The 12,315-nt window shown below is 75.6% G+C and carries 10 protein-coding genes; 3 read left to right on the forward strand and 7 right to left on the reverse strand.

Translation table 11 applies throughout. The features are described 5' to 3' along the window. Nucleotides 1-6 precede the first annotated feature (6 nt). Complete coding sequence (locus ACGFQ9_RS26115; protein WP_393576971.1) at nt 7-801, forward strand: DsbA family protein; 795 nt, start codon at nt 7-9, stop codon at nt 799-801. A gap of 99 nt (nt 802-900) precedes the next feature. After that, nucleotides 901-1,992 (forward strand): prolipoprotein diacylglyceryl transferase, encoded by a 1,092-nt coding sequence (gene lgt / locus ACGFQ9_RS26120; protein ID WP_393576972.1) that lies wholly within the window; start codon nt 901-903, stop codon nt 1,990-1,992. 82 nt (nt 1,993-2,074) lie between these two features. On the opposite strand, the gene ACGFQ9_RS26125 is transcribed toward lgt, so the two are convergent. The 7 genes from ACGFQ9_RS26125 to ACGFQ9_RS26155 form a co-directional block, all read right to left on the reverse strand. Further along, nucleotides 2,075-2,920: an HpcH/HpaI aldolase/citrate lyase family protein gene (locus tag ACGFQ9_RS26125; protein ID WP_393576974.1), complete on the reverse strand. Its 846-nt coding sequence runs from the start codon at nt 2,918-2,920 to the stop codon at nt 2,075-2,077. Continuing rightward, nucleotides 2,917-4,143 (reverse strand): CaiB/BaiF CoA transferase family protein, encoded by a 1,227-nt coding sequence (locus tag ACGFQ9_RS26130; protein ID WP_393576976.1) that lies wholly within the window; start codon nt 4,141-4,143, stop codon nt 2,917-2,919. The genes ACGFQ9_RS26125 and ACGFQ9_RS26130 overlap by 4 nt, the downstream gene beginning before the upstream one ends. Beyond that, nucleotides 4,140-5,051 (reverse strand): ribokinase, encoded by a 912-nt coding sequence (rbsK, locus tag ACGFQ9_RS26135; protein ID WP_393577106.1) that lies wholly within the window; start codon nt 5,049-5,051, stop codon nt 4,140-4,142. Before rbsK ends, ACGFQ9_RS26130 begins: the two co-directional genes overlap by 4 nt. A gap of 53 nt (nt 5,052-5,104) precedes the next feature. Next, complete coding sequence (locus tag ACGFQ9_RS26140; protein WP_393576977.1) at nt 5,105-6,844, reverse strand: ADP-ribosylglycohydrolase family protein; 1,740 nt, start codon at nt 6,842-6,844, stop codon at nt 5,105-5,107. A gap of 272 nt (nt 6,845-7,116) precedes the next feature. Further along, the gene (locus tag ACGFQ9_RS26145; protein ID WP_393576979.1) at nt 7,117-8,277 is read right to left on the reverse strand and encodes an ADP-ribosylglycohydrolase family protein; all 1,161 of its coding nucleotides are present in this window, start codon (nt 8,275-8,277) and stop codon (nt 7,117-7,119) included. After that, nucleotides 8,274-9,584 carry an ADP-ribosylglycohydrolase family protein gene (locus ACGFQ9_RS26150; RefSeq protein WP_393577107.1) on the reverse strand — a complete coding sequence of 437 codons (1,311 nt, stop codon included), beginning with the start codon at nt 9,582-9,584 and terminating at the stop codon, nt 8,274-8,276. The genes ACGFQ9_RS26145 and ACGFQ9_RS26150 overlap by 4 nt, the downstream gene beginning before the upstream one ends. 368 nt (nt 9,585-9,952) lie before the next feature. Next, nucleotides 9,953-10,939, reverse strand: coding sequence for an ADP-ribosylglycohydrolase family protein (locus tag ACGFQ9_RS26155; protein WP_393576980.1), 987 nt, complete (start codon nt 10,937-10,939; stop codon nt 9,953-9,955). A 333-nt stretch (nt 10,940-11,272) separates the two neighbouring features. Here ACGFQ9_RS26155 and ACGFQ9_RS26160 point away from each other — a divergent pair, with 333 nt between their 5' ends. After that, nucleotides 11,273-12,004, forward strand: a complete 732-nt coding sequence (locus ACGFQ9_RS26160) for a VIT1/CCC1 transporter family protein (protein WP_393576981.1) — start codon at nt 11,273-11,275, stop codon at nt 12,002-12,004. Nucleotides 12,005-12,315: the final 311 nt, after the last annotated feature.

The following is a 12,315-nucleotide window of genomic DNA, read 5'->3' on the forward strand; positions in this document are numbered from 1 at the left end:
CGGGACGTGAGCGAGAAGAACGACGGTGCGAACCGCGATGCGAAACGATCGGCCCGGGAACGACTCCAGGTGGAGCGGGAACGGGAGAGGGGCCGGGAGAAGCGCCGGCGGACCCTCCTGGTGACCGCCGCGGTGGTCGGCGTGCTCGGCCTGGCGGCCGTCGTCGGCGTGATCGCCGCCAATGCCGGCAAGGACGACGGGGGCGCCGGGGCGGGCCCGGTCGTCGCACCGTCCGGGGCCGTCGGCAAGGACGCGCTCGCCATCCAGACCGGCCAGGACCCGGCCAAGTCCACCCTCACGGTGTGGGAGGACTTCCGCTGCCCGGCCTGCAAGTCCTTCGAGAACAACTACCGCGCGGTCGTCCACGAGCTGGAGAACAAGGGCCTGCTCAAGGCCGAGTACCACCTGGTCACGCTGATCGACAACAACATGGGCGGCAGCGGCTCGCTCAAGGCCGCCAACGCGGCGGCCTGCGCCCAGGACGCCGGCAAGTTCTCCCCCTACCACGACGTGCTCTTCGTCAACCAGCCGTCGGAGGTCGACGACGCCTACGGCAAGGACGCCAGGCTGCTGGAGCTCGCGGGGAAGGTGCCGGGGCTGGACACCGACGAGTTCCGCGCCTGCGTGGAGAAGGGGACCCACAACAGCTGGGTGGCCAAGTCCTACGACGCCTTCAAGGCGGGGAACTTCCGGGGCACCCCCACCGTCCTGCTCAACGGCAAGGACATCTTCGCCGACCAGGCGAACCCGATGACCCCGCAGAAGCTCAAGGCCGCCGTGGAACAGGCTGCCAAGGGCTGACCGCGGCGGAGCGGGGCCCCGCTCCGTGCGACGGTTTGGTTTCGGCTTGCCGGGCGGGTTGCGGTGCGTACCGCCCGGCAAGGTAGCGTCGGACCTGCCATGGACCTTGCTTACATCCCCAGCCCGTCGACCGGCGTGATCCATCTCGGACCGATCCCGCTGCGCGGCTACGCGTTCTGCATCATCATCGGCGTCTTCGTCGCCGTCTGGCTCGGCAACAAGCGCTGGATCGCGCGCGGCGGAAGGTCGGGCACGGTGGCCGACATCGCCGTCTGGGCCGTGCCGTTCGGCCTGGTCGGCGGCCGCCTCTACCACGTGATCACCGACTACCAGCTCTACTTCGGCGAGGGCCGGGACTGGGTCGACGCCTTCAAGATCTGGGAAGGCGGCCTGGGCATCTGGGGCGCCATCGCCCTGGGCGCGGTCGGTGCGTGGATCGGCTGCCGCCGCCGCGGGATCCCGCTGCCCGCCTGGGCCGACGCCCTCGCCCCGGGCATCGCGCTGGCCCAGGCGCTGGGCCGCTGGGGCAACTGGTTCAACCAGGAGCTGTACGGCCGGGCGACCGACCTGCCGTGGGCGCTGGAGATCAGCGAGGGCCCGAACCGGGTCGCGGGCACCTACCACCCGACGTTCCTGTACGAGTCCCTGTGGTGCGTCGGCGTGGCCCTGCTGGTGATCTGGGCGGACCGCCGCTTCCGGCTGGGCCACGGCCGGGCCTTCGCCCTCTACGTGGCGGCGTACTGCGCGGGCCGTGGCTGGATCGAGTACATGCGGGTCGACGACGCCCACCACATCCTCGGCGTACGCCTGAACGTGTGGACCGCGATCGTGGTCTTCGTCCTCGCGGTGGCCTACTTCGTGCTGTCGGCGAAGTTCCGGCCGGGCCGCGAGCTGGTGGTCGAGCCGAACGCGGGCGCGGACGCGGACGCCAAGCCGGCGGACACGGACACGACCGCGGAGGCGGAGGACATCAAGGCCGTGGTGGCGGCTGCGAAGGCGGCGAGTGCCGCCAAGAGCAGCGCGGTCAAGGGGGGCGCCGCCAAGCTGGAGAAGGCGGCGCCGGCCGGGCGCGCGGACGCGGCGCCGGCCGACGCGGCTCCCGCCGAAGCCAAGACCCCTGCCGAGGCCAAGGCCCCTGCGGAGGCCGAGGCCGAGGAAGCCGACGGCTCCGCCGAGGCGAAGAAGGCCTGACACACGTCCCGAAGGGGGTGCCGCCGACGCGGCACCCCTTCGGCGTGCTCCCCGCCCTCCTTCGCCGCCGGTGTCGCCCTCCTCAGGACGCCGGGGTGCAGTGCGGTGCCGCGGGCTCCCGCCGGGTGAGGGAGAGCGTCCGTTTGGCGGCGGCCACCACCGCCGGGTCGACGAAGCGGCCGTCCGGCAGGGCCAGTGCGCCCGGGGCGGCCGCCGCGGCCGTGACCACCTCGCGGGCCGCCGTGATCTCCTCGGCGGTCGGGAGGTACGCCCGTTCGATCACCGGCAGCTGGCGCGGGTGGATCGCCGCCCGCCCCAGGAACCCCAGGGCGCGGCCCCGGGCGCAGGACACTGCCAGGGCCTCCAGGTCGCGGATGTCCGGGAAGACCGACTGCGCGGGAGGGGCCAGGCCCGCAGCCCGGGCCGCGACGACCACGCGGGACCGCGGCCAGTCCAGGCCCGCGTCGGCGAGGGGGCCCGACAGGCAGAGGTCCGCGCGGAGGTCCGCCTCGCCGAGCGACAGCCCGCGCAGGGCCGGGTGCGCGCGGGCGATCTCGTACGCCCGTTCCACACCCAGCGCCGACTCCAGCAACGCGTACAGGGCCACCCCGCCGGTGCGGTGCGCGACCTGGACGATCTGCTCGGGTGCGGTCACCTTCGGCAGCCGCAGGCCCGCCAGGCCGTGCAGGCCCGCCAGGGCGGCGAGGTCCGCGCCCGCCCACGGCGAGTCCAGGGCGTTGACCCGGACGTGGACCGGCACCGGCGGCCGGGCCGTCAGCAGCTCCGCCGTCGCGGCCCGCGCGTACTCCTTGCGCGAGGCCGGCACCGCGTCCTCCAGGTCCACGATCACCGCGTCCGCGCCGGAGCCGAGCGCCTTCGTCACCACCTCCGGGCGGTCCCCGGGTGCGTAGAGCCAGGTCAGGATCACAGTGCTCCCTCATCCCGGAGGCGGGTCACGTCCGCCTCGGACAGACCGAGCTCGGCGAGCACGGCCCCGGTGTCCGCGCCGTGCGGGCGGCCCGCCCAGCGGATGCCGCCCGGGGTCTCCGACAGCCGGAACAGGATGTTCTGCATGCGCAGCGGGCCGAGTTCCGGGTCGTCGACCTCCGTGACCGTGTCCAGGGCCGCGTACTGCGGGTCGGTCATCACGTCCCGGACGTCGTACACCAGCGCCACCGCGGCCTCCGCCTCCTCGAAGGCGGCGAGGACCTCGTCCGCCTTGTGCCGGGCGATCCATCCGCCGACAGCCTCGTCGAGCAGCGGGGCGTGCTCGGCCCGCCCGGAGCCCGTCGCGAACCAGGGCTCGTCGACCAGCTCCGGCCGGCCCACCAGGCGCATCACCCGCTCCGCGACGGACTGGGCCGAGGTGGACACCGCCAGCCAGCGCCCGTCGGCGCTGCGGTAGGTGTTGCGGGGCGCGTTGTTCGTGGACCGGTTGCCGGTGCGCGGCTGGACGTAGCCAAGCTGGTCGTACCAGAGCGGGTGCGGGCCGAGCACGGTCAGGATCGGCTCGATGATCGCCAGGTCCACGACCTGGCCGCGGCCGGTCCGGTCCCGCCCTGCCAGGGCCGTCATCACGGCGTACGCGGTGGTCAGCGCGGCGATCGAGTCGGCGAGCCCGAAGGGCGGCAGGGTGGGCGGGCCGTCCGGCTCCCCGGTGATCGCGGCGAAACCGCTCATCGCCTCGGCGAGCGTGCCGAAGCCGGGGCGATGAGCGTACGGGCCGGTCTGGCCGAAGCCGGTCACCCGGGCCAGCACCAGCCGGGGGTTGGCCGCGCTCAGCTCCGCCCAGCCCAGACCCCATTTCTCCAGGGTCCCGGGCCGGAAGTTCTCGACGATCACGTCCGCGGTCGCGGCCAGCCTGAGCAGGGTGTCCCGGCCGCCGGACACGGACAGGTCGAGGGTCATGGTCCGCTTGTTCCGCCCGAGCAGCTTCCACCACAGCCCGACCCCGTCCTTGGCCGGCCCGTGGCCGCGGGACGGGTCGGGCCGGCGCGGATGCTCGACCTTGATCACCTCGGCGCCGAAGTCCCCGAGCAGGGTGGCCGCGAGGGGACCGGCGAAGAGCGTGGCGAGATCCAGGACGCGCAGGCCCTGGAGCGGGCCGGGGGAGGGCTCCGTGCCGGTGCCGGCGGGCAGGGTCGTGTTCACGAGGCGGTGTCCCGTCCCGACGGGGTCCCGGCGCCGTCCTGTTCCGCGAACGCGGTCGCGGCGGCGTCGATCTCGGGCCGCGACGGCATCGAGTCCTGGGCACCCGGCCGCTGCACGGACAGCGCGGCCGCGGCCGAGGCCCAGGCCAGCGCCCCGGGCACCGGCCGGCCCTCGCCGAGGGCGACGGCGAGGGCACCGGCGAAGGTGTCGCCCGCCGCGGTCGTGTCCACGGCCCGGACCCGCGGGGCCGGCACGGAGAGCGGCTCCCGGCCGCGCGCCGCGTAGAGCACCCCCGCCGCACCCAGGGTGATCACCACCTCCGGGACGTCCTGCAGCAGCGCACGGGCCGCCTGCCGGACGTCGGTCAGCCCGGTGAGCGCGGCCGCCTCGTGCTCGTTGGGCACCAACAGGTCGACGGCGGCGAGCAGTTCGGGTGGCAGCGGCTGCGCCGGCGCCGGCGTCAGCACGGTCCGTACGCCGTGCGCCCGCGCGGCCCGGGCGGCGGCGGTGACCGCGGACAGCGGCACCTCCAGCTGCAGCAGCAGGGAGCCGGCCGCCGCGATCCGCGCCTCGTCGCCCGCCTCCAGGCCGGTGACGCGGCCGTTGGCGCCGGGGATCACCACGATCGAGTTGCCGCCCTCGTCGTCGACCGTGATCTGCGCGGTGCCGCTGGCTCCCTCGACGGTGCGCAGGGCGTCCGTGTCCACTCCGGCCGAGGAGAGCGCCGCACGCAGCCGTACGCCGAACTCGTCGGCGCCGACTGCCCCGATCATCGTCACCGAGCCGCCGGCCCGGGCCGCGGCGACGGCCTGGTTGGCGCCTTTGCCGCCGGGGACGGTACGGAACTCCCGGCCGGTCACGGTCTCCCCGAGGCGCGGGGCCTTCGCGACGTAGGCCACGAGGTCCATGTTGGTGCTGCCGAGCACGGCGATGCCCGTGCGGGTGCCGTTGGCGTTGCCCGTCATGAGGGGGCTTCCTCCTGTGGGTTGACTGGTCCTGCGAGGGGTTCCGCGAGGGCCGCGGTGAGCCGGGCCAGGGCGTCGAATCCGATGCCGTCGAAGCCCGGCACGGTGGTGGCCAGCCGGTTCTTCAGGGGCGCGGTCCAGCGGTGCGGCAGCCGGTCCGGTGCGCCGGCCAGCAGCCCGGCGACACTGCCGGCGGTGGCCCCGTTGGAATCGGTGTCCCAGCCGCCGGACACCGCCCCGCACACGGAGCGGGTGAAGTCCCCGTCGGCGTGCGTGAGGGCGGCGGCGATCAGTGCGGCGTTGGGCACGGCGTGCACCCAGTGATAGTGCCCGTACCGCCGGTGCAACTCGTCCACGACCGGGCCGAAGTCCAGGTCCACACGGCGCGTCGCGGCCCCGATCCCGTACCGGACGGCCTCGGCGAGGCGCGACCCGGCCGGTACGACGGCCAGGCCGGCCCGGAGCGCGCCGTGCACGTCGGCTCTGCCGGAGGCCGCCTCGGCGATCGTCGCGGCGGCGAACCGGGCGGCGTGCAGACCGTTGCCGGTGTGGCTGAGCGCCGCGTCGCGGGCCGCCTGGGCGGCCGCGCGGGCCGGATCACCGGGGTTGGTCCAGCCGTGGACGTCGGCGCGGATGAGGGCGCCGATCCACTCGCGGAACGGGTTCCGGTGGGTGGCGGTGAGCGGGGGTTCCAGGCCGAGGAGCAGATTGCGGTAGGCGATGCGCTCGGCGGTGAAGGTCCGCCCGGCGGGCAGCTCGTCGAGCCACAGCCGGCCGACGTCGGCGGTGCCGAAGTCCCTGCCGTACCGCTGCAGCAGGAGGAGGTTGAGGAGGGGGTAGTTGAGGTCGTCGTCCTCGGGCATCCCGTCGATGTTCTCGGCGAGGGAGCAGGCGGCGGAACGGCGGTTCCAGGGGTGTGCGGCGAGCAGTTCCGGCGGGACGCCGCGCGCGGTGAACCAGTCGTCGAGCGGCCAGTTGCCCGCGGCGGCCGCCAGCGCCCGGATGCCGTGCAGCGGCAGTTTCTCGACGGGCTTCCCGAGCAGACAGCCCACGGCCCGCCCCACCCACGCGGCCTCGATGCGCGCGGCGAATGCTTCCCGGGCGCAGAGCCCGGCGCCGCCCTGCGGCCCGATGCCCTCGCATGCGGCGCCTCGGGCCGGGCGGTCCCCGGGCAGCCGGCCCGCCGGGCGGTCCTGCCGACGGCCTCCGCCCGGGCGGCGCTCCGGCGTAAGACCCGGGGCGGGCCCTGCGGGGGTTTCCCCCGGCCCGCCCCTTCCCGCTGTGCCGATGTGCGGCTCCGCCGCCTGGCGGGGCTGTGCCCCCGGCCCCCCGGCCACTCCGGCGGACCGGCCCGGGCCGGTGTCCCGGTCGCCCACGGGCCCGGCCGCGCCGCCGGGGCTGCGGCCCGGGGCAGGCTGCCCGGCCTCGGGGCGGAGCCCGGCACGGGGTTCGGGGCGGAGCCCCGGTGGGGGTGTGGGGGTGCCGTCCCCACAGGGGGCCGGGGGCGCAGCCCCCGTTCCGGGAACGCGCGGGGTGGGGGAAGGCCCCGCGGGGACCGGGAGGGCGGCCAGCTCGTCCAGGAGGCGTTCTGCGAGCGCGCGGAGGTGCGGCGGGGCCGGGTCGGGCGAGGCACCGGCCCGCTCCGGCGGGAGGCGGCCGCCCGCCGCGAGCCAGGCCCGCAGCTGCGCTCCGGCGTCCCGGCCGTCTTCCTCCGCCTGCCGCAGCTCGTGGCCCACCAGGTCCTCCGGCTGGACCCAGGTGAGCCGTACCCCCTGCGGGGCGCCCGGGGGGCCGGCCGCCGGAGGCGCCGCCGGGGCCGGGGACCCGCCGGATCCTGCCGGGGCAGGGGAGCTGCTGGATGCTGCCGGGGCCGGGGACCCGCCGGATCCTGCCGGGGCAGGAGAGCTTCTGGATCCTGTCGGGGCCGGGGAGCCGCCGGACCCCGCCGGGGCCGGGGCGTCGGCCGGTGGAGCCGGGGAGGAGGCGGGCCGTGCGGGGCCGCGAACCGTCATCGGGGCTCCGTCAGGGCCGCGAACGCGGCTTCGTGCCGGCGCCGCCGTGCACGGTCACGGGCGAACACCTCGCGCGCGACCCCCGCGACCGCCGCCGCCGGCGCGTGCAGGTCGAGCCGGCTGGCCTCGGCGACCTGCTTCACCCAGCCCGCCGGGACCACGGACTCTCCGCCCAGCGCTCCCGCGAGCGCCCCGGCCATCGTCGCGATCGAGTCGCAGTCCCGGCCGTAGTTCACGGATCCCAGCACCGCCGTGGTGTAGTCCCCGCCCGCGACGAGCAGCATGCCCAGCGCCACCGGCAGCTCCTCGATCGAGTGCAGCCGCGAGGGCCGCCGCGCTCCGAGCGAGGGGTTCCGGTAGTCCGGCCCGACCGAGTCGTACGGTTCCACCGCCGCCCGCAGTGGACCGATCGCCGACTCGAAGTCCCGGTACCCGGCGGAGACCCGGCCCGCCGCCGCCTCACGCACCGCCGCGATCGCCGCCCGCGTGCCGTCCTTCGCCAGCGCCAGCGCCTCCTCCGTCACCGACTCCGCCGTCGCGCCCGGCGCGCACGCCGCCGCGACCGCCGCCGCGAACACCCCCGCGGCCTCCCGCCCGTAGGAGGACTGGTGGGCGCCCGCGATCTCGATGGCCTCCTCGTACGCGCCCCGCGGATTGCCCGCGTTGACGATCCCGACCGGAGCCATGTACATCGCCGCGCCGCAGTTGACGATGTTCCCGGTGCCCGCCTCCCGCGGATCCGCGTGCCCGTAGTGCAGCCGGGCCACGATCCACTTCTCGGCCAGGAAGATCCGCTGCAGGGGCAGCGCCTCGGCCTCCAGCTCCGGGATCCAGCGGGGCGTGCCCATCAGGTCCGGGACCAGGTGGTCGGCGATGGCGTACGCGTCCAGGTGGTCCCGTACGGCCTGGTAGACCCGGACCAGCGCGTGGGTCATCAGGGTGTCGTCGGTGACGTGCCCGTCGCCCTTGTGGTACGGGGCGATGGGGCGGGCCGTGCGCCAGTCCTCGTACCAGGGACCGACGATGCCGTGCACCCGGCCGCCGTGCCGCTCCACGATCCGGTCCGGGGGCCAGCCCTCCACCGGGCCGCCGAGCGCGTCACCGACGGCGGCTCCGACCAGGCAGCCGGTCGCCTTGTCCTCCAGAGTGGGCGTCATGTGCGAAGGACTCCTTGTTCCTTGGGCGCGACGGGCGCGGGCGGTGTTTTGGGCGAGGTCAGTTCCGTACGGGCGAGCAGTGCGGCCAGCTCCACCAGGTCGGTGCCGGCCAGCCGCGGAAGCGCGCAGCCGGAGAGGGTCCGGCACGCCTGGCGCCAGGCGGAGGGGATGGCGCCGCCACCGCCGAGCGCGCCGGTGAGCGCACCGGCGAGGGCGGGGGCGGAGTCCGCGACCCGGGACAGACAGGCGGCGGCCGGCACGGCCTCGGCGGCCCGGCCGCGGGCGGCGGTCGCCAGGGCGAGGGCGACGGGCACGGTTTCGGCGGCGGCGATGCCGTAGCTGTAGACGTGGTCGACGATCTCGTGCTCGAGGGTGGGGACGAGGCCGAAGGCGCCCTCGGTGGCGTCGCGGGCGAGTTTCACCGCGTGCCGGGCGTTCCGGCCGATCTCGGTGGGGCCGGGGAGCTGCCCGAGGGCTTCGTCGACGGCGGTGTCGACATCGGCCCCGCCGAGCGCGGCGGCGACGGCGGCGGCCATGGCGCGGGCGCCGTGGACGCCGTCGCCGTCCTGGGTGTAGCGGGCGTCGAACTCGGCGAGGTCCGCCGCCGCGGCGGGGTCCCCGGGGTGGACGACGGCCAGTACGGCGGCGCGCACGCAGGCGGCGTCGTCGAAGTAGTGCGGGTTGTCGTGGCCGGTGGCGGGCGGGCGCAGGCCGGCGGCGAGGTTGCCGAGGCCGGCCCGTACGGAGATCCGGGCGCGCAGGGGGAGCACGGCGGACTCGACCTCGGGGGCGCGTTCCGCCGCCGCGGCGACCTCGGAGGCGAGGGCGTTCCAGGCCAGGTCGATGGCGGCCCGCATGCGGCGGGACCGGCTGAGGTCGCTGAGCAGGACGCCGGCGGCGGTCAGCACCGACTCGGCGGCGAAGGCCGCCCACTCGGCGTCGTCGGACGGGCCGAGGCGGAGCGGCTCGGGGGGCTGGTTGAGGGCGATGGGGACGGGGAGGGTGGTGGTGGCGTTCTGCTCGGCGAAGGTGTCGAGTTCGCGGGTGAGCCGGCGGGTCCACTCGGGCATGCGGATCGCCCGGTGGCGGGCGGCGGGCCATCCGGCGGCGTCCCCGGCCGCGAGGCCGAGGAGCAGGCCTTCGATCCGGCGCGATCCGGTGGCCTGCTCCGCGGCCGGTTCCGCCGGCCTGGCGGGCGCGGTACGGGACCGGTCGGTCCGTCCCGGGGCCGGGGGCGGGCTCCCGGACCGGCCGGCGCGCGGTGCCGTGCCCGCCGGGGTTTCCGGCCGGGGGCCGGTCACAGGCACGAAGGGCCGGCCGCCGCCCGCACCGCCGGCGGCCTCCGGCCGGGCCGTCTTCGCACCGGGTCGCAGCCCGTGCGCGCCCGCGGCGGCCTCCGGCCCTTCGGGCCGGGCTCGGTCCGGGCCTCCGGCGGGTTCCGGTTCGGTTGCCGTGCCCGGCTGCACCCGGTGCGCGTCCGGGGTGCTCTCCGGTCCGTCGGGTCGGGTGCCGTGCGGGTTTCCGGGGGATTCCGGCCCGGCCGCAGGTGCGGCCGCCGGTCCGGGGCGCGCCCCGTGCACGGTCAGGCCGGCATCCGGTCCGGCGGGCTCCGGCCGGGAGGCCGTCGGGGCGGGACGGGGCCGCAGGGGCGGTTCGGCGGGGTCGTGGAGAGCGGTCATGCGCGCGGCTCGCTTTCCGGGGTCAGGAGGTCCGCGACGTCCAGGACGTGGTAGCCGCGCATGGCCGGGAGGCAGGTGCCGCGGACCGGGCCGATGGCGGCGGCCCAGTCGGCCGGGATGGAGGCGCTGCCGGACAGGGCGCCGGACAGGGCGCCGGCGACCGCCGCCGTGGTGTCCGCGTCGCGGCCCATGTTGACCGCGGTCAGGACGGACGCGCGGAAGTCGCCGCCGGAGGCGGCGAACGCGCCGAAGGCCAGGCCGACGGCCTCCGGGGCCAGGTCCGTCCACGGATAGCCGCCGATGACCACCGCCGAGCGGACCGCCCGCTCGCCGCGCGGGGCGGCCGTCACCGCGCGGCGCAGGGAGCGGGCCGTCCACGAGTCGGAGGGGATGACCGACAGGGCGGCCGAGACCACCGAGGCGGGCGAACCGCCCGCCATCGCGGCGGCCACCCCCGCCGCCACCGCCTGGCCGCCGTAGATGCCCTCGCCGTCGTGGCTGACCGTCCCGTCGATCGCGACCAGCCGCGCCGCCTCGGCGGGCCGCCCGGCCGCGAAGACCCCGAACGGGGCGGCCCGCATCGCCAGCCCGTCGGACCACGCGTGCCGGTGCTGTGCGGAGATGGGGGCGGCGAGACCGCGCCGGAGGTTCTCCAGGGTGCCGCGCTCGCTGAAGCCCGCGCCGCGGAAGGGGCCCTCGTCGAGGTCCGCGATCCAGTGGTGCCAGGCGCGTTCGACGTGCGCGACGGTGAGCGCACTGCCGTGCCGGGCGAGCAACAGGCCCGAGAAGATGGCGTACTCGGTGTCGTCCGTGCCCGCCGGGTCGTCCTCCACGAACCCCTCGATACGGCCCCAGCGCGCACGGATCTCGGACGGCTTCATGTTCTCCGCGGGCGCCCCCAGCGCGTCACCGACCGCGAGGCCCAGGAGCGCGCCCCGGGCCCGTTCCAGAAGGACCTGCGGATCGCATGCAATCAGCTCCATGGCGCGCCTCTCCGACGTGTTGGGACCCATCATGAGCCCTTGGGGGATTTGTGCCATGGCATGTCGTTTGTCGGTTGTCGCGAAACACCCCCCGAAGCCGCCCGTCACCCGGTCGCCGAAGCGCAAAACCGCAGGTAAGTACGGCCTTCCTTGCTGGCGGCCGCCGGAAATCGTGCGTAGTTTCGAGGTGTTCAGGGGGGCCGGTCGGCCCGCACCGGGGCCGCGCACTTCGCGTGGTATGCCCGTATTTTGCCGTGCCCGTGTCCGGCGCGCCCGCATCCGGTCACGCATCCGAGGGAACCCGGGGGGAATCCGGGGGAAGGGGAGCAGGGCATGTCCATCATCACCACCGAGGCGCCGCTGCACGAGGCGCACCGCGACAACCACACCCACCGTGACGTCAACGGCGGATGGCTGCGGCCGGCGGTCTTCGGCGCGATGGACGGACTGGTCTCCAACCTCGCCCTGATGACCGGAGTGGCGGGCGGCGCCGTCGCCCCGCAGACCGTCGTGATCACCGGCCTCGCCGGACTCGCGGCCGGCGCCTTCTCCATGGCGGCGGGGGAGTACACCTCCGTCGCGTCCCAGCGGGAACTGGTCCTCGCGGAACTCGAGGTCGAGCGCCAGCAGTTGCGCAAGCACCCGGTCGACGAGATGGAGGAGCTCGCCGAGCTCTACGTGTCCCGGGGCGTCGAGCCCGCGCTGGCCCGCGAGGTCGCCATGCAGCTCTCCCGGGACCCCGAGCAGGCGCTGGGGATCCACGCCCGTGAGGAGCTCGGCATAGACCCGGACGACCTGCCGTCGCCGCTGGTCGCCGCCGTGTCCTCGTTCGGCTCGTTCGCGCTGGGCGCGCTGGTGCCCGTACTGCCGTACCTGCTCGGGGCGACCGCCCTGTGGCCGGCCGTGCTGATGGCCCTGGCGGGACTGTTCCTGTGCGGCGCGGTGGTCGCCAAGGTCACCGCGGCCTCGGCGTGGTACAGCGGGCTGCGCCAGCTCCTGCTGGGTGGCGCGGCGGCCGGTGTGACGTACATCCTGGGAACCTGGATCGGTTCGGCCGTAGGCTGACGCTTCCGGGAGTGAGACACTATGCGTGACCCCACATAAATAAAAGGTCGCATCTCGTCTGTTTCCCGGTGGTTTCGGTTCCGTGTCCACCGGGCATGAGACCGTGGCGGCGCGGGCAAGGATGCCCGCCCCGCGCCAGGGACCCTCCGGCCGTCGCCAACGACCCGCCGACACTCCCCGCGAAGGTCCCCTTTCTTTCTGCTTCGTGCAGTGTCCGCATGGTGAAACGTGATATCCGGTTCGCGGGATTGCCGTCATCATGTAACCTGCACGAAATTTCGCAGAGGGCCAACGTCGTCCCTCGGCACGCA

It is taken from the genome of Streptomyces sp. NPDC048603 (assembly GCF_043199475.1).
GTDB lineage: Bacteria > Actinomycetota > Actinomycetes > Streptomycetales > Streptomycetaceae > Streptomyces.